The organism is Acetobacter vaccinii (genome assembly GCF_008365315.1).
Lineage (GTDB): Bacteria > Pseudomonadota > Alphaproteobacteria > Acetobacterales > Acetobacteraceae > Acetobacter > Acetobacter vaccinii.
This window is the reverse complement of sequence record NZ_CP043506.1, coordinates 824,451-840,720: the sequence shown is the minus strand read 5'-3', so window position 1 is coordinate 840,720 and position 16,270 is coordinate 824,451. Positions and strand designations below refer to the sequence as shown.

General features: G+C 59.8%; 15 protein-coding genes and 2 tRNA genes. 10 read left to right on the top strand and 7 right to left on the bottom strand.

Translation table 11 applies throughout. The features are described from left to right. Positions 1–152: 152 nt before the first annotated feature. Positions 153–2,108, top strand: coding sequence for a S9 family peptidase (locus tag FLP30_RS03740; protein WP_149278645.1), 1,956 nt, complete (start codon positions 153–155; stop codon positions 2,106–2,108). A 51-nt stretch (positions 2,109–2,159) separates the two neighbouring features. On the opposite strand, the gene FLP30_RS03735 is transcribed toward FLP30_RS03740, so the two are convergent. The 4 genes from FLP30_RS03735 to FLP30_RS03720 form a co-directional block, all read right to left on the bottom strand. Next, a complete protein-coding gene (locus FLP30_RS03735) occupies positions 2,160–3,788 on the bottom strand; it encodes an NAD-dependent malic enzyme (RefSeq protein ID WP_149278644.1) in 1,629 nt (542 codons plus the stop codon). Positions 3,789–3,971: 183 nt separating this feature from the next. After that, positions 3,972–4,502, bottom strand: coding sequence for a transcription termination/antitermination protein NusG (gene nusG / locus FLP30_RS03730; protein ID WP_149278643.1), 531 nt, complete (start codon positions 4,500–4,502; stop codon positions 3,972–3,974). A 9-nt stretch (positions 4,503–4,511) separates the two neighbouring features. Beyond that, positions 4,512–4,706 carry a preprotein translocase subunit SecE gene (gene secE / locus FLP30_RS03725; RefSeq protein WP_149278642.1) on the bottom strand — a complete coding sequence of 65 codons (195 nt, stop codon included), beginning with the start codon at positions 4,704–4,706 and terminating at the stop codon, positions 4,512–4,514. A gap of 138 nt (positions 4,707–4,844) precedes the next feature. Further along, positions 4,845–4,921, bottom strand: a tRNA-Trp gene (locus tag FLP30_RS03720). Positions 4,922–5,157: 236 nt separating this feature from the next. Between FLP30_RS03720 and FLP30_RS03710 the strand changes: the two genes are divergently transcribed. The 6 genes from FLP30_RS03710 (at position 5,158) to atpC (ending at position 10,487) form a co-directional block, all read left to right on the top strand. Continuing rightward, positions 5,158–5,231, top strand: a tRNA-Gly gene (locus FLP30_RS03710). A 255-nt stretch (positions 5,232–5,486) separates the two neighbouring features. Beyond that, a complete protein-coding gene (gene atpH, locus FLP30_RS03705; protein ID WP_210419302.1) occupies positions 5,487–6,104 on the top strand; it encodes an ATP synthase F1 subunit delta in 618 nt (205 codons plus the stop codon). After that, positions 6,104–7,639, top strand: a complete 1,536-nt coding sequence (gene atpA, locus FLP30_RS03700) for a F0F1 ATP synthase subunit alpha (protein WP_149278639.1) — start codon at positions 6,104–6,106, stop codon at positions 7,637–7,639. Before atpH ends, atpA begins: the two co-directional genes overlap by 1 nt. A 16-nt stretch (positions 7,640–7,655) precedes the next feature. Next, complete coding sequence (locus tag FLP30_RS03695) at positions 7,656–8,543, top strand: F0F1 ATP synthase subunit gamma (protein ID WP_149278638.1); 888 nt, start codon at positions 7,656–7,658, stop codon at positions 8,541–8,543. 32 nt (positions 8,544–8,575) lie between these two features. Further along, a complete protein-coding gene (gene atpD, locus FLP30_RS03690) occupies positions 8,576–10,048 on the top strand; it encodes a F0F1 ATP synthase subunit beta (RefSeq protein WP_149278637.1) in 1,473 nt (490 codons plus the stop codon). A gap of 28 nt (positions 10,049–10,076) precedes the next feature. After that, on the top strand, positions 10,077–10,487 hold the full coding sequence (gene atpC / locus FLP30_RS03685) for an ATP synthase F1 subunit epsilon (RefSeq protein WP_149278636.1): 411 nt from the start codon (positions 10,077–10,079) through the stop codon (positions 10,485–10,487). A 62-nt stretch (positions 10,488–10,549) separates the two neighbouring features. Here atpC and queF read toward each other — a convergent pair whose 3' ends face one another. Further along, positions 10,550–11,020 carry a preQ(1) synthase gene (queF, locus tag FLP30_RS03680; RefSeq protein ID WP_149278635.1) on the bottom strand — a complete coding sequence of 157 codons (471 nt, stop codon included), beginning with the start codon at positions 11,018–11,020 and terminating at the stop codon, positions 10,550–10,552. Between the two features lie 124 nt (positions 11,021–11,144). Here queF and rnd point away from each other — a divergent pair, with 124 nt between their 5' ends. After that, positions 11,145–12,359 carry a ribonuclease D gene (gene rnd, locus FLP30_RS03675; protein WP_149278634.1) on the top strand — a complete coding sequence of 405 codons (1,215 nt, stop codon included), beginning with the start codon at positions 11,145–11,147 and terminating at the stop codon, positions 12,357–12,359. 120 nt (positions 12,360–12,479) lie between these two features. On the opposite strand, the gene FLP30_RS03670 is transcribed toward rnd, so the two are convergent. Next, entirely contained in the window at positions 12,480–13,478 is a 999-nt protein-coding gene (locus FLP30_RS03670) for an adenosine kinase (protein WP_149278633.1), read from the bottom strand. Between the two features lie 224 nt (positions 13,479–13,702). Here FLP30_RS03670 and FLP30_RS03665 point away from each other — a divergent pair, with 224 nt between their 5' ends. Then, the gene (locus tag FLP30_RS03665; RefSeq protein ID WP_210419301.1) at positions 13,703–14,353 is read left to right on the top strand and encodes a bactofilin family protein; all 651 of its coding nucleotides are present in this window, start codon (positions 13,703–13,705) and stop codon (positions 14,351–14,353) included. 219 nt (positions 14,354–14,572) lie between these two features. Here the strand turns inward: FLP30_RS03665 and FLP30_RS03660 are convergent, their stop codons facing one another. Further along, positions 14,573–15,181 (bottom strand): GcrA family cell cycle regulator, encoded by a 609-nt coding sequence (locus FLP30_RS03660; RefSeq protein WP_149278631.1) that lies wholly within the window; start codon positions 15,179–15,181, stop codon positions 14,573–14,575. A gap of 386 nt (positions 15,182–15,567) precedes the next feature. Between FLP30_RS03660 and FLP30_RS03655 the strand changes: the two genes are divergently transcribed. Next, entirely contained in the window at positions 15,568–16,242 is a 675-nt protein-coding gene (locus tag FLP30_RS03655; RefSeq protein WP_149278630.1) for an HD-GYP domain-containing protein, read from the top strand. The last annotated feature ends 28 nt before the right edge of the window (positions 16,243–16,270 follow it).

Genomic DNA, 16,270 nt, shown 5'->3' with positions numbered 1-16,270 from the left:
CGGGGGAAAATAGCAAAGACAGCGCAGGAGGGGAGAAGCGTGTCGTATCCCGCCTTGTCAAGCCCGAGAGCCGGAGCGGCCATGTCTAGCATGGAATAGGGTTGGACACATGCCTTTCCGTTTCAGGGGGTTTGAATGCTAGACTGGTACCCATGACAGATCAGCCCACACCCCAGACAGACCAGCGCCAACCCCTGCCGTGCGGCGCGTGGCCCTCCCCCGTGACAGCCGCGTTGGTTGCCGGAAAAACCCTGACACTTTCCGAAGTTGGCACAGACGGCCAGGCCGTTTTCTGGCTTGAACGCCGCCCTGCCGAAAATGGTCGCACCGTGCTGATGCGCTGGACCCAGACCCAGGGTGTGCAGGAGGCTGCACCCGCCGGGGCTGATGTCGGCACCCGCGTGCAGGAATATGGCGGTGGTGCTTACGCGGTGGATGCGCGCGGGCTGGTCTATTCCGAACGCAGCACCGGTGCGGTGTGGCGTGTGCCCAATGGTCAGCCCGCCAGTGTGGTGGGGGAAGGTGGCGGACTGCGCTACGCCGATCTGCGGCTGGACCCCCATAGCGATATGATTCTGGCCGTGCGGGAAGACCATCGCCAGCCGGGTGAAGCCCAGACTGCTCTGGTGGCCCTGGGCGGAGCTGCGGACAGTTCTGGTCTGGTGCTGGTGGAGGGGGCTGATTTTTACATGTCCCCCAGCCTATCGCCCGATGGCAGCCTGATGGCCTGGGTGGAATGGACCCACCCCGACATGCCGTGGGATGCTACGCGCCTGTGCATCGCCCATGTGCAGAGGAGTTCGGACAACCAGATTCGCGGTCTTGAAATCCGGCGTGTGCTGGCCGGGGCTGACGGGCATGAATCCTTGGGGGAACCACGCTGGACGGATGACGGGCGGTTGCTTGTTGTGACCGACCGGGACGGCCAGTGGCGCGTGTGGGAAGTGCCTGTGCATGACGAAAATGCAGGCTTCAAGCCCTATCCGGCGGCAGAGGGTGAGATAGGCCAGCCTGCCTGGGTGTTCGGGCAACGCAGTTACCAACCCCTGCCGGATGGTGCCTGCCTGTTCCTGTCCGTGCGGGAGGGCGAATCCTTTTGCACGCTCCATGCAGCAGATGGTTCCAGCAAGCCTTTTCCCGGCAGGCCGGAACAATGCCCTGTGCCGTTGGCAGATGGTCGCTTTGCCTGGCTGGATGCGCGTTTTGACAGCATGCCCTGCATTATGGTGGGCGATACAGCCGCGCACGCCATGCAGAGCGTGCAGCAGGCGGCCCCGGCAGTGTTGGATGCGGCTGACATCTCCTGCCCCGAATCGGTCTGGTTCCCGGTGGGGGAAGGGCTGTGCGGGCATGCGTTCTTTTACCCGCCCACCAATGCGCGTGCCCGTGTCCCACAGGACAGCCTGCCCCCCATGATCGTGCAGGTGCACGGGGGGCCGACGGCGCGGGCGCAGGACAGTTTTTCCTTCAAGGTGCAGTGGTGGACGTCGCGCGGTTTCGCGGTGCTGGATGTCAATTACGGGGGGTCTACCGGATTCGGCCGCGCCTGGCGGAACCGGCTGAAAGGGCAGTGGGGTGTGGTTGATGTGGCCGACTGCATTGCTGCCTGCGATCATATGAGCCGTACAGGCCGTATTGACCCCAAGCGCATTGCCATTCGTGGCTCCAGTGCCGGGGGGATGACGGTTCTGCTGGCGTTGGCCGAATCCAATCTGTTTGCCGCCGGGGTCAGCCTGTATGGCGTTACGGACCTGCGGGCTCTGGCGCAGGAGACTCATAAGTTCGAGTCGCATTATCTCGAAGGGCTGATCGGCCCGTGGCCACAGGCCGAATCGACATATACTGCCCGCTCGCCCTTGAATGTTGCCAGCCGGATTCGCGCCCCCATCCTGCTGTTGCAGGGGGCGGAGGACAAAGTGGTACCCCCCGAGCAGGCCCGCAGCATGGCGCAGGCTTTGCATGCTGAGGGCACGTTATGCGTCCTGCGTGAGTTCCCCAATGAAGGCCATGGTTTCCGCCGCGAGGCCACCATCCGTGTGGCGCTGGATGAGGAGCTACGCTTTTACGGCCATGTTTTCGGCTTTACGGCCCGCGTTTCCGATATCTGACCACCGGGTGAAGGGCTGGCCCGGCAGAATCGGGCCAGCCGTGAGAGCCTGTCAGTCCGTGTACTGCGGGCTGTACAGCATGCTCTCGATCCAGGCGCGTATATCCTGCGGTCGTTCCACCGTGGCCATGCCCTGATCGAAAATATAGTCCGCAATCCGGCAGGCCGAGGTGATGGACACCTCCAGAATATCCGTCTGCGGTGGAAACAGACGGCCCCGTGCCCGGCCTGACGGGTCAACCTGATCCGCCAGCGCATGGGCCGCCTGGATGACCAGCGCATCGGTGACCAGCTTGGGGCAGGTGGCGTAAACAGCCAGCCCGAGGGCCGGGAAAATATAGAAATTATTGGCCTGACCGGGGTAGAACGTGCGCCCGTTCAGTGTGACCTCGGGGTATTGCAGCCCGGCAGCAAATAGTGCCTTGCCGTTTGACCATTCATAGGCCTGCTCGGCTGTGCATTCAGCATTGCTTTCGGGCAGGGAGAGCGGGAGGATAATAGGCTGTGCGTTCAGGCTGCTCATGGCCTTCACCACATCCTGTGTAAACGCACCACCTGATGTGGACACACCGACCAGAACGCTAGGCCGTACGGTCGTGATGACATCCAGCAGGGAGTCGGTGGCCGGGCTGTCCTTGGCATAGCGCTGCTGTTGGGTGGACAGGTCAGTGCGGCTGGTTTCCAGCAGGCCGTTGACATCCATCAGAGTAATGCGGGCAATGGCTTCCTGCTCCGACAGGCCATCCTGCACCAGAGCTGACACCAGCATGTCAGCCGTTCCCAGCCCTGATGAACCGGCACCAAAAAACAGAAAGCGCTGTTCGGTCAGGGCTTCGTCCTTGATTTTCAGGGCAGTGATCAGCCCGGCCAGTGTCACGGCGGCCGTACCCTGAATGTCGTCATTGTAGCACAGAACCTGCGAGCGATATTTTTCCAGGTAGTGCAGGGCGTCGGTGCCCTTCCAGTCCTCAAAATGCAGACAGCACTGGGGGAAAACGCGCTGCACGGCCTGCACAAATTCATCCACAAAGGCGTCAAGTTCTTCCCCGGCAGGGGGCTCGCGGCGCAGGCCAAGGTAGAGCGGGTCGGCCCGCAGGGCGCTGTTGGTGGTGCCGATATCAAGCTGGATAGGTAGCAGCACATCAGGCGGGACCGCGCCGCAGGCGGTGTAAAGGTCGAGCTTGCCGATGGGAATGCCCATGCCATTCACCCCGATGTCACCCAGACCCAGAATACGCCCGCCTGTAGTGACGCAAATAAAGCGGACGGTGCTGACAGGCCAGTTCCGCAGCACGTCCTCAATTCGTCCGCGCATATCCAGGCTGATGTACATGCCTCTGGGGCGGCGGTAGATATGGCTGAACTGCTGGCACACGGCGGCCAGTGTGGGAGCATAGACAATGGGTACAAAGCGGGCCGGGTTGGACATGAGCACCCGGTAGAACAGGGTCTCGTTCTGGTCGCGCAGGCCGCTGAGGTAGATGTAACGCTCCAGATTGCTGGGTTTGGCCTCCAGATGGCGCTGGATGCGTTCAACCTGCCGGTCGAGTGTTTCCACCTGCGTGGGCAGCAGCCCTTCCAGCCCGTACTGGCGTCGTTCTTCCTGCGTGAACGCGGTGCCCTTGTTGCTATGGGCGTTGTTGATCAGGGCAAGGCCCGTAAGCTGGGGGGAAGGTGACATGGCGGCTGCTCCTTGTCAGGCAGGCCCGGCCCATGGGGGGCATGGGGCATGCGGTGTCCCACAATGACCGTGCGCCGCAAAGGAGAGACAGCGCCAGCCCGGTGGGGGGAAAGTCAGAGCATGCCAATAAAAAAAGGCGGCATGAAGCCGCCTTGTCAGGAAGGGAGCCATGACCCCAGGGGGTCAGAGCTTCTCCACCTGATTGAATTCCAGGTCCACCGGGGTAGAGCGGCCAAAAATGGACACGCTGACCTTGAGGCGGTTTTTTTCTTCATCCACTTCCTCAATGACACCATTGAAGGAGGTGAACGGCCCGTCTGCCACGCGAATCTGCTCGCCAACCTCAAAGGTAACAGCGGAGCGGGGGTGCTGCACGCCTTCTTCCGACTGGCGGATGATGCGTTCAGCCTCGGCGGCGGAAATGGGGGTCGGACGGTTTCTGGTGCCCAGAAAGCCAGTCACCTTGGGTGAATCCTTCACCAGATGCCAGCTTTCGTCCGTCATTTCCATTTTGATCAGCACGTAACCGGGAAAGAACTTCCGCTCTGTGCTGACCTTCTGGCCACGACGCACCTCAATGACTTCCTCGGATGGTACAAGGATTTCATCGATATGGTCGCTCAGACCCTTCTGTTCCGCTTCTTCACGGATGTACTGGGCGATCTTTTTCTCGAAGCCCGAATAGACGTGGACCACATACCAGCGTTTGGCCATGTCGCTTTCTCAGCCTCCCAGCCCGAACAGTTGACGCAGGCCGAGACCGATCAACTGGTCAACCACAAAAAAGAAGATGGACGCCGTGCTTGCCATGGCCAGAACTGCGCCAGTAGTGACAAGTGTCGCCCTGCGGGTGGGCCATGTGACCCGTTCCGCCTCGGCACGTACGTCATGAAGGAACTTACCGGGACTGAACGACACGAACTACCCTCTTTCCATCGCCTGGCTCCGTATGAATTACGGGAGGCAGCGCCTGAAATTTTGCCCCGGTGTCGCTGGGGAAAATCACGTTGTCAAGAAATATGAGAACGGCATTTTCCTGTGCGACGCCAGAAAAACTGGCAGGGGTGGAGGGTCTCGAACCCCCAACCTCCGGTTTTGGAGACCGGCGCTCTAGCCAATTGAGCTACACCCCTGCAGCGTGTCCGCCGTGGCAGGCCAGTCATAACGGAAACCCGTCTGTCTGACCAGACACTTGGAAGCGTCCATCGCAGGTAGCGCAAGAAAGTATGTTGCGACCCTAAAGTCAAGGGGGCAAAAACAGGTTTCGTGCATGTCCGGCGGTGTGCGGGGGCAGGCTGGCAAAAACTCCAGCCCACATGCCTTGCGCCGGATACAGTTTTGGGCGTATGGTTCTGCCCCAAGGCACAGCGCGGGCATAGCATAGTGGTAATGCAGTAGCCTTCCAAGCTACCGAGGAGGGTTCGATTCCCTCTGTCCGCTCCAGCTTTCAGCATAAAATTGCAGGCGTGTTCATGCTCTCCCTGTTCCGGGTGGGGCGGTGGGTGTCTGCCGTGCCGGGTATTGGGTCGTTTCCTGCGCGAAATGCTTGGGATAAGACCCGGTAAGTAAGGGCGGGACAAGATTTGCCCCGATGTGCCGGTTGCGTGGGCGTGGCGGGCATGCTAGAGGCCGCGCCGGTGGATGTCATCAGGCAGCCGGAGTCAGTCCGGGGTCTGGGTGGTGTCAGTTCAGTGTGAAATGCCGGCGCGCACAGAAGGAAAGAACCAAAGAGTGGTGGCCTCGGGCGTAACGACAGCACAACCGGTTGCCTTTGCTGCCAACGGTCTGGAAGGCCGGTATGCAACGGCGCTCTATGATCTTGCTGCTGAGCAGAAGCAGCTTGATTCAGTGCTTGAACAAGGTGCCGCACTTGCGCGCCTGATTGATGAGAGTGCGCCTTTGCGCACGGTTCTGGAAGACCGGCGGCTTGATGTCCTGGTGTCTCGCAAGGCTCTTGCAGCCGTGCTGGAGGCGCAGGGTTTCGGGCAGACCATCCAGAATTTTGTTGGTGTTGTGGCGGATAACCGCCGCCTGCCGGTATTGCGGCGGGTTCTGGCAGCACTTGAGGCGCTGGCCGTTTCCCGACGGGGCGAAGTCCTGGCCGAAGTGGTCAGTGCAGCGCCTCTGTCTGCTGAACAGCGTGCACAGCTTCAGGCCCGTCTGGCCGAAGCCGGGTACAGCCGTCTGAATATTCGTGAGCGTGTCGATTCCTCCCTGCTCGGCGGCCTTGTCGTGCGTGTAGGGGCGAAGCTGTATGACGCAAGCCTCAAAACCCGCCTGTTTCGTTTGCATTACGCCATGAAGGGAGCCGCGTGATGGAAATCCGTCCCGCAGAGATTTCGGATATCCTCAAGCAGCAGATTGCCTCGTTCGACAAGGAATCTGATGTTGTCGAAACCGGCACAGTTCTGTCTGTCGGAGACGGCATTGCCCGCGTTTTCGGCCTGCAGAATGTGATGGCGGGTGAACTGGTCGATTTCCCGTCCGTCGGTCAGAAGGGCATGGCCCTCAACCTGGAAAGCGACAACGTCGGTATCGTTATCTTCGGTGACGACACCAACATCCGCGAAGGTGACACCGTCACCCGTTCCGGTATGGTTGTCAGCGTTCCCGTTGGTAAGGGCCTGCTGGGCCGCGTTGTCGACGGTCTGGGTAACCCGATTGACGGCAAAGGCCCGCTGGTTGATGTCGAAATGCGCCGTGCCGAAGTCAAGGCACCGGGCATTATGCCGCGTCAGTCCGTGCATGAGCCTATGCAGACCGGTATCAAGGCTATCGACGCCCTGGTTCCCGTCGGCCGTGGCCAGCGCGAACTGGTGATCGGTGACCGCCAGACCGGCAAGACCACGATCCTGACCGACACCATTCTCGCCCAGAAGAGCGTGAATGAACTCGGCGACGACAAGAAGTCCCTGTACTGCATCTATGTTGCAGTCGGGCAGAAGCGTTCCACAGTGGCGCAGCTTGTGCGTCTGCTGGAAGAAAAAGGCGCGCTGAAGTATTCCATCATTGTGGCTGCAACCGCGTCCGATCCGGCGCCTCTGCAGTACCTGGCCCCCTACGCGGCCTGCGCAATGGGTGAATTCTTCCGTGACAATGGCATGCACGCCCTGATCTGCTACGACGATCTGTCCAAGCAGGCTGTGGCTTACCGTCAGATGTCCCTGCTGCTGCGCCGCCCGCCGGGCCGTGAAGCTTATCCGGGTGACGTGTTCTTCCTGCATTCCCGTCTGCTGGAACGCGCTGCGAAGATGTCCGACGCCCATGGCGCTGGCTCCCTCACGGCTCTGCCGGTTATTGAAACCCAGGCAGGTGACGTCGCGGCCTACATCCCGACCAACGTCATTTCCATCACCGACGGTCAGATATTCCTTGAGACGGATCTGTTCTACAAGGGTATCCGCCCTGCCGTTAACGTCGGTGGTTCGGTCTCCCGCGTTGGCTCCGCCGCCCAGATCAAGGCGATGAAGCAGGTCGCAGGTAAAATCAAACTGGAGCTGGCTCAGTATCGTGAAATGGCTGCGTTCTCGCAGTTCGCTTCCGACCTGGACCCCGCAACCCAGAAGATGCTTGCCCGTGGCGCCCGTCTGGTGGAACTGCTCAAGCAGCCCCAGGCTTCCCCCCTGCGGGTGGAAGAACAGGTTGTCCTGCTGTTTGCTGGCACCCGTGGTTTCCTTGACGGTATTGCAACCAACAAGGTTGTGGCTTGGGAGCGTGACCTGCTGGGTGACCTGCGCAGCGCTGGCAAAGACATTCTGGATACGCTGACCAAGGAACAGGCTCTGTCCAAGGACCTGGAAGCACGGCTGGCGGAATACCTGACCACGTTCAACCGCCGCTTCGCGGGCTGAGAGGGCAGAAGCGTCCATGGCTTCCCTTAAGGAACTTCGCGCCCGGATCGGAAGTATCAAGTCGACACGGAAGATCACGAGCGCCATGAAAATGGTGGCGGCTGCAAAGCTGCGGCGTGCACAGGCCAGCGCGGAAGCCGCGCGGCCGTACGCCAAGGCCATGCGCCGCATGCTGGGTGAACTGGCTGCCGCGACCTCGGGGGAAGAGGGCGCTCCGCGTCTTCTTGCCGGCACGGGACAGGATAAGGTGCATTTGCTTGTGCCCCTGACCAGTGACCGTGGGCTGTGCGGTGGGTTTAACTCCAACGTCCACAGGCTGACCCTGCAGACCATCCGCCGCCTTCAGTCCGAAGGCAAGACGGTCCGCCTGCTGCCTGTTGGCCGTCGTGCGCTCAACTTCTTCATGCGTGAGCATGCCGACCTGATCGTCGATCATGTTATTGGTGTCAGCGGGAAGGAAATTCCTTTCTCCATCGCCAGTGACCTGGGTGACAAAATCAATACCCTGATTGAGGGTGGCGATGTTGATGTCTGCACGCTTGTGTTCAACAGGTTCCACAACGCGATGACGCAGGTTCCCCTGTGTCAGCAGCTTGTGCCGATGGTGATGGAAGAAGGCAGTGGCGACGCCACCCTTTCTGACGATGCCGCCAGCTACGAGTTTGAGCCGGATGAAGCAACGCTTCTGGCCATGCTGCTGCCGCGTAACCTCCAGGTTCAGATTTACGCCGCGCTGCTGGAAACAGCCGCAGGTGAAAACGGAGCCCGGATGACGGCCATGGACAACGCCACGCGTAACGCAGGCCGGTCCATCGACAGTCTGACACAGGTCTATAACCGGACCCGCCAGACCAATATTACTAACGAACTGATCGAAATCATTTCGGGCGCACAGGCTGTCTGAGCCCGCTCGTTTGCCCCGCAGGAGCTGACCCCATGTCGGATACCACAACCCAGACCCAGGCCCCTGCGGCCACGAAGACCAATGCTGTTGGCCGCATTACCGAAATCCGGGGCCCGGTTGTCGACGTGCAGTTCGAAGGTGAACTGCCGAACATTCTGAACGCGCTGCACGTCAAGCTGGACGGGCAGGTTCTTGTGCTGGAAGTGGCGCAGGAAATTGGCGAACACGAAGTCCGCTGCATTGCCATGGACTCGACCGATGGCCTGGTGCGTGGCACCGAGGTGGTTGACACTGGCGCGCAGATTTCCGTTCCGGTTGGCCCCGAAACTCTGGGCCGTATCCTGAACGTGATCGGTGAACCGATCGACGAAAAAGGCCCCGTTCGCACCAGCCGTCGCGCTACCATCCACCGCGATGCTCCGGCATTTGAAGATCAGGCCGCTGCGTCTGAAATCCTCATGACCGGGATCAAGGTTGTTGACCTGCTGTGCCCCTACCTCAAGGGCGGTAAGATCGGCCTGTTCGGTGGCGCCGGTGTGGGCAAGACCGTTATTATTCAGGAACTGATCAACAACATCGCCAAGGCGCATGGTGGCGTGTCCGTGTTTGCTGGTGTGGGTGAACGTACCCGTGAAGGGAACGACCTGTACTACGAAATGCAGGACGCAGGCGTTATCAAGCTGGCTGAAGACGGTGCGACAGACGGCTCCAAGGTGTCTCTGGTGTTCGGCCAGATGAACGAACCGCCGGGTGCCCGTGCCCGCGTTGCGCTGACCGGTCTGACCATGGCGGAATACTTCCGCGATGAAGAAAACCAGGACGTGCTGTTCTTCGTGGACAACATCTTCCGCTTCACGCAGGCTGGTTCCGAAGTGTCGGCTCTGCTGGGCCGTATCCCGTCCGCAGTGGGCTACCAGCCTACTCTGGCCACGGAAATGGGTGCCCTGCAGGAACGTATTACCTCCACCAAGAAGGGGTCCATCACCTCGGTGCAGGCTGTTTACGTTCCGGCTGACGATCTGACCGACCCGGCCCCGGCTGCAACTTTCGCGCATCTTGACGCCACGACGGTGCTTAACCGCTCCATCGCGGAAATGGGCATCTACCCGGCTGTTGACCCGCTGGACTCCACCTCTCGCGCGCTGGACCCCCAGATCGTGGGTGAGGAGCACTATGAGGTCGCTTGCGAAGTGCAGCGTATTCTGCAGACCTACAAGTCCCTGCAGGACATCATTGCCATCCTGGGCATGGATGAACTGTCCGAGGACGACAAGCTGATCGTGGCGCGTGCCCGCCGCATCCAGCGCTTCCTGTCCCAGCCGTTCCACGTGGCAGAAGTGTTCACGGGTGCACCGGGCAAGCTGGTGTCGGTCACGGATACGGTCCGGTCCTTCAAGGCCATCTGTGCTGGTGAATATGACGATCTGCCGGAAGCTGCCTTCTACATGGTCGGCTCCATTGAAGAAGCTATCGCCAAAGCAGAGAAACTGAGGGAGTCGGCCTAACAGCCGGCTTCTGGAAGGAGCATCATTCATGCCGGTCCAGATTGAGATCATCAGCCCTGAAAAGGTTCTGGTATCGCGTCAGGTAGACATGGCCGTTCTGCCCGGTATGGAAGGTGATATCGCCGCCATGCCGGAACACGCGCCCATGATGCTGCTGCTCCGTGGTGGTGTTGTTGCCCTTTATGAGGGTGAGACAGTAACCGATCGGTATTTTGTGGGTGGCGGCTTTGCTGACATCACGCCCGATCGGTGCACTGTTCTGGCCGACAGGGCTGTGCCTGTCAGCGATATTTCCATTGATAATGCGACAGCCCAGCTCGAAGCTCTGTCCGAAGCATGGGACAAGGCTGACAAGACAGATACCACCCGCCTGGGTGTTCTGCAGGACCAGATTCTGGCCGTGCGGGCGGAAATTGAGGCAGGTACAGGTACTCTCTGAAGTCTGCTGATAGAACTGCGTAGAAAAAAGCCACCCCAAGGGGTGGCTTTTTTTGTGTCGGCCTAACCGCGGCCCCGGTAGTTGGGTACGTTCTGGTCAGCAATCCAGACCCCTTTGGGGGGTTCATCGGTCTGCCAGAAGACATCAATCGGCATGCCACCGCGTGGGTACCAGTAAGCCCCGATCCGCAACCATACGGGGGAGAGCAGATCGACCAGAGTTGTCGCAATCTGTAGGGAGCAGGCCTCGTGGAATGAGCCGTGGTTACGAAAGCTCGTCAGATAGAGCTTGAGCGACTTGCTTTCGACAATCCATTCGCCGGGCACATAGTCAATCACGATATGGGCAAAGTCGGGCTGCCCCGTAATCGGGCAGAGCGATGTAAATTCCGGAGCGGTAAAGCGCACCATATACAGCCTGCCCTGATAGGGGCTGGGCACCCGTTCTAGGGTTGCGTCTTCCGGGTTTGCGGGCTGGGCAACCTGGCGGCCAAGCTGGGTCAGGCTTGTGCTGCCATCATCTGGTCTGGTCATGTGTCATGCCTCCTGACTACTTCTGGCTCAGGTGTTCCGGCATGTGGGGATTCTGTCAAGTTTCACGGCTGCCCCTGGGTGTGGGGCTGTTGTCGCTCCTGTCTGGCGTGGTGTATGTAGGGGCATGGCCAGATCATCCTCCCCTGTTTTCCCCGCTCCGCGTCTTGTTGTCTCCACTCAGGACCTGGAAGAAGCGCTCGCTCCCCTTCATCAGGAGCGTTATGTCACGGTTGATACCGAGTTCATGCGGGAGCGGACCTATTGGCCCGAACTGTGCCTTGTCCAGATCGGGGGCGAGAAGGATGTCATCCTGATTGACGCCCAGGCCGAAGGGCTTGATCTGGCACCGCTTGCAGCCCTGATGGCGGATGCCGGGGTGCTTAAGGTTTTCCATGCCGCCCGGCAGGATCTGGAAATTTTCCTGCACCTGTTTGACGCGCTGCCGACACCTGTTTTTGATACGCAGGTTGCCGCCATGGTGGCAGGCTTTGGTGATCAGGTCGGTTATGACAGCCTTGTTGGGTCGCTGACGGGGTCGAGCATTGATAAAAGCCACCGCTTTACGGACTGGTCTGTCCGGCCTTTGTCAGAAGCACAGCTTACCTACGCAGCGGGGGATGTGACGTGGCTGCGGGTTGTGTACGAAAAACTGGCCAGAAAGCTGGAGCAGGACGGTCGGCTGGAGTGGGTGGCTGCCGAAATGGCGGAACTGGAAGAGCCCTCGACCTTCCTGCCTGATCCGGAGCGCCAGTGGGAGCGCCTGCGTGCCCGCACGGGTAACAGGCGGATGCTTGGTATTCTGCGCGCTGTTGCGGCCCTGCGTGAGCGCGAGGCCCAGCGGTTGGATGTGCCGCGCCAACGCCTGATCCGGGATGAAAGCCTGCTGGAAATTGCGGCAACCGTGCCCACAACGCTGGAGGCCTTGGCGCGGGTGCGGGGTGTAACCCGTGGTCTGGCGGAAGGGCGGACAGGTCAGGCATTGCTGGACGCTGTGCGTCAGGCACAGGCTTTGCCGGATTCTCAATTACCTCGTCTGCCCAAGGGGCGTGGCAAGGACGGGCCAAAGGCCTCATCATCTCTGGTGGCCATGTTCAAGGTGCTGCTGGCGGCCTGTTGTGAGGAGCATGATGTGGCTCCCAAACTTGTGGCATCGCAGGATGATCTGGAAGCCTTGGCCATTGATCCGTCACAGGCAGGTGCCGTGCTGACAGGGTGGCGCGCTCGGGTTTTTGGTAATGCGGCCGTGGCTCTGCGTGATGGGCGGGTTGCACTGGTGGTGCGTGATGGCCGTGTTGTCAGCCTGCCCGTAGGAGAGACCGCCGAGCAAGAGGTAGGCTGATCTCTCTACAGGCGATTTTTATCAGGGTATTTCAAACATTGGGTTTGGAAATGCCCTGTAAAATCTAAAACACTTTAAGAAATGTCGCCTTTTATCAAAAAGGCGACATCCTAGCGTTTCTTAGAAGCCCATTTCCTGCCAGAGGTTGGACAGAGGCCGTGCACCGTAGTGGGAAATGATTTCCGACGCGGCCATGGAGGCCAGACGGCCACATTCCGGCAGCGTGCGGCCTGATGTCAGCCCGGCCATAAAGCCTGCGGCGTACGCATCGCCCGCACCTGTGCTGTCCACGACCTGTGTGGGAATGGGCGCAACCTTGGTCAACTGGCCATCATGCACGATCACGCTGCCCAAGGCAGAACGTGTCAGTGCGGCGAAGGTGGTGTCCTGCGCGGTGCGCTGGGCGGCTTCATCAAAGTTTTCGGTTTCGTACAGGGCGCAGATTTCATCCTCGTTGGCGAACAGGATGTCGATGTGCCCTTTGACCAGATCAAGGAATGCAGCCCGGTGGCGGCCGACGCAGAACGGGTCGGACAGGGACAGTGCCACCTGACGGCCATTCTTGTGGGCGATGGAGGCCGCACGGCGGAATGCTTCCTGAGCGTGCGGGGGGTCAAACAGATAGCCTTCAAGATAGACAATGCTTGATGCCGCAATGGCGTCAGACAGGACATCATCCGGGGTAAAGCAACTGCATGCGCCCAGATAGGTGGCCATTGTCCGCTGACCGTCGGGAGTGATCATGACAATGCAGCGGGCTGTGGGCAGGTTATCAAAAAGCTGTGTGTTCAGCGGCTGGGATGGAAAGGCAACGCCGTTGCTTTGCATGTCATGGGCAAATTTCTGCCCGGCATCATCCCGTGCCACCTTGCCCAGATACGCGACGCGCGCGCCAAACTGTGCGGCCACAACACAGGTGTTGGCAACCGACCCGCCACCCATAATGTGTTCAGGCGTCAATGCGGCTTCCAGCGCGCTGGCACGGTTGGCATCAACCAGCGTCATGCTGCCCGGTGTCAGACCCTGCTGCTCCAGAAAGGACGGCTCCACCTTGGCGAGAATATCGGTAATGGCATTGCCAATGCCCAGAATGTCGTATTTTGTGTCCAAGTCTGTCATGACGTTAAAAGATTTTCCTGAAAAAATGATCTGTCGGGATATTTGGCTAGCGCGCTGCCATAAAAAGGGCAACTCTGTGACGTATAGCGCCTTTGCCGTGAATGCGGCGGATCGTATAAAAATTGCGGCGGCTGCCTCGATTTCGGTTACAGACCGGGGGTAGTCTGTCCGATGTGAGGCTGCAGCCTCAACGCCAGGCGAGCCAGAACGGCGGGGGGAAATTCTTGTTCAGAAGACGCAAACCTGAAGACAAAAAGGCACCAGAGCAGGCAAGTCCTGCCAGCCAGCCTGTTCCCGCAGTTACAGGCGGTGTTTCAAAACCCACACTCAACCCTGACACAGTAAAGGAAACTCCGACCATGGGTCGTCCGCCAATGCCTCCAGGCTCTCCCCTTCCTTCCGGTGCTGGCATTCCGCCCATGCCTGGTGCTGCGCGCGGCCTGCCCCAGCAGATTCCTGGCCGCCGGGAAGCGCCCGAGCAGCGCACTCTGGTTGTCGGCCATGGCATTAGTGTGCAGGGCACGGTGCAGGATGCTGAACGCCTTGTGGTGGAAGGCACCGTGGAATCAGACATGATCCGCGCCAAAGAGCTGGTGGTTATGCCCGGTGGCCTGTTCCGTGGCAGTGTTGAAGTCGAGAATGCCGAAATTGCAGGCACGGTCGATGGTTCGCTGCTGGCGCGTGGCAGCCTGAGCGTGCGTGGCACTGGCCGCCTGATGGGCAAGGCCGCATGTCATCGCCTCAAGGTGGATGATGGGGGCCAGATTACCGGCCAGTTGGAAATGCTGGGTGAGAGCAAGCCCGAACCCACACCGTCTGCGGCTTCTGCTCCAGTAGCCCCTGCTGCGGTGGAAGGGCCAAGCCCGACTGCGTAATGCGGGGCAACGCCTGAGGGTATGAAAAAAGCCCCGGTCCCGATTGGCAGCGCCTTATGGCGTGTCGGTCGGGGCCGGGGCTTTTTGGTGTGGAAGCCTTGGCATGGGCTGGAAGGGGGCAAAGGCTGCGGTAAAACAGCCTTTCAATCCCTATAAAAGTTTTCTTAAAAACTTTTTGAATTTTCAGAGTGTTTTTCGGACACTCCTTTAAACACTCTTTCAGGCCATGGTGTCGCGGCGGTCGCGCAGGCGCACATAGGCGATCTGGGCGTGTTCCTCGCAATAGGGTTTGCCGGGCAGGGGCTGCGCACCACAAAAATGAAAGCCCGGTGTGCCGGGGTCGCCAATCGGCCAGCAGCAGGACGGGCCACGCCGCTTTTGGGGTTCCGGGTCGGAAATGGTGCTGAAGGTAGCCTTGCTCTTGGGGGCAGGCCGGGGGCTTGCGACAATTTTTTCCTTGCGGACAAGTTTGTCGTCCACCACCGGTTCGGGGGTCGCTTCTGCCTTGGGCGTGATGGCAGGGGTGACCGCGGCCACCACGGCAGCAGGGGGCGTGCCAGGCTGGGCAACGGCTACGACCGGGGGGGCTGCCGGGGTTTGCGGTTGTGCGGCGTCCACCGTCGTCGGGCTGGGGGCCTTGTCCGCGACCGCGGGTTTGGCCTTGCCGTCACGCCGGATGGGAGACGGGCGGGCGGGTAGCCCCAGTCGGTGCGCCTTGCCAACAACAGCATTTTTGGTGATGGAGAGACGTCGACCGATTTCCGCCGTCGAAAGACCCTCAGCCCATAAGTCTTTCAACTGGGCGATTATTTCTTCGGTCCACTCCATTCACAGGCACCTTTTTGAGCATTGCATGGCTTGCTGGCAACATGCCAGCGCGTCAGAACGAGGCATATTACGGTGATGCCGGTTGCTTCTCAAGCGGAAAGCCTCACGGACTGGTCTTGAGCCCATGGGCCAGGGGCATGGCAGGAGGGTATGGAGGCCTCGGGCAGACCGTGTGTGCGGGTGCTTTTTGCCATTGGGTCAGGGCTTTGGTTGCGAGACAGGGGACATGATTGTATAACCGATACTCATCCTCTGCGGCTGAGCGGATGGCTGCATGGCCTTGCAGAGCGGAGTGCAGGTTTTGACAAGGACGCGAATGTTGCGGGCGCGTTTGCATTCTGAAAAACCTGTTTCAAAACCAGAAAATTATTCCTGAGACGCGATTTATGCCTGACACTTCAAAAGACATGCTGTGGAAGGGGCGGGACCTTCCGCCGCTTGACCTGCCTATCGAAGGCTTCATCGACGCGGTTTCCAACATCGATAGCGGTCATGGGAAACGGGTTGGTATTCTCTCTGGCGTTATTGCTGATCTGGCTGGGATCAACAGCTTTGACCGTGCGCAGCTCAAGCTTGCGGGCGAGATGCATGACACCGGAAAAGTCATGATCCCATCTGATATTCTTTATGCTCCGCGTGCTCTGACGCTGGAGGAAAAGGAAGTCATTAAAAAGCACCCGCTGCTGGGCATTGCCGTGATCCAGTATTATCGGCAGCACTTTTCCCAAGACGTGCTGGATGCCGTGCTGATGCACCATGAACGCTGGGACGGCAACGGGTATGGGCTGGGTCTGAAGGGCGAGCAGATCCCGTTGATGACACGTGTGATCTCGCTGGCCGATACGATTGACGCCTGTCATTCCCGCCGGAAATACAAGGCTCCGTGGACGACCAGCTTCATCCGTGAGCTGCTGGAGCAGGAATGTGGCACCAATTTTGACCCTGACCTGGCCAGAATCTGCATAGATAATCTTGAGACCATTCTCGGGGCGCTGGAAACGCCCGCCACAGCGGCAGCGCCCCCTATTATTGTGGCCAAGCCTGGGTGGGAGAACCCCTGATACGGCTTTTACCAAACTGGCCGCAGGG

What these genes read in the sequence shown, in the direction of transcription:
- FLP30_RS03660 (WP_149278631.1), bottom strand. Translation starts at nt 15,181, where the DNA reads ATGGAGTGGACCGAAGAAATAATCGCCCAGTTGAAAGACTTATGGGCT.
- atpH (WP_210419302.1), top strand. Translation starts at nt 5,487, where the DNA reads ATGCCGGCGCGCACAGAAGGAAAGAACCAAAGAGTGGTGGCCTCGGGC.
- FLP30_RS03735 (WP_149278644.1), bottom strand. Translation starts at nt 3,788, where the DNA reads ATGTCACCTTCCCCCCAGCTTACGGGCCTTGCCCTGATCAACAACGCC.
- nusG (WP_149278643.1), bottom strand. Translation starts at nt 4,502, where the DNA reads ATGGCCAAACGCTGGTATGTGGTCCACGTCTATTCGGGCTTCGAGAAA.
- queF (WP_149278635.1), bottom strand. Translation starts at nt 11,020, where the DNA reads ATGACCAGACCAGATGATGGCAGCACAAGCCTGACCCAGCTTGGCCGC.
- rnd (WP_149278634.1), top strand. Translation starts at nt 11,145, where the DNA reads ATGGCCAGATCATCCTCCCCTGTTTTCCCCGCTCCGCGTCTTGTTGTC.
- FLP30_RS03740 (WP_149278645.1), top strand. Translation starts at nt 153, where the DNA reads ATGACAGATCAGCCCACACCCCAGACAGACCAGCGCCAACCCCTGCCG.
- FLP30_RS03655 (WP_149278630.1), top strand. Translation starts at nt 15,568, where the DNA reads ATGCCTGACACTTCAAAAGACATGCTGTGGAAGGGGCGGGACCTTCCG.
- atpD (WP_149278637.1), top strand. Translation starts at nt 8,576, where the DNA reads ATGTCGGATACCACAACCCAGACCCAGGCCCCTGCGGCCACGAAGACC.
- FLP30_RS03670 (WP_149278633.1), bottom strand. Translation starts at nt 13,478, where the DNA reads ATGACAGACTTGGACACAAAATACGACATTCTGGGCATTGGCAATGCC.
- atpA (WP_149278639.1), top strand. Translation starts at nt 6,104, where the DNA reads ATGGAAATCCGTCCCGCAGAGATTTCGGATATCCTCAAGCAGCAGATT.
- atpC (WP_149278636.1), top strand. Translation starts at nt 10,077, where the DNA reads ATGCCGGTCCAGATTGAGATCATCAGCCCTGAAAAGGTTCTGGTATCG.
- FLP30_RS03695 (WP_149278638.1), top strand. Translation starts at nt 7,656, where the DNA reads ATGGCTTCCCTTAAGGAACTTCGCGCCCGGATCGGAAGTATCAAGTCG.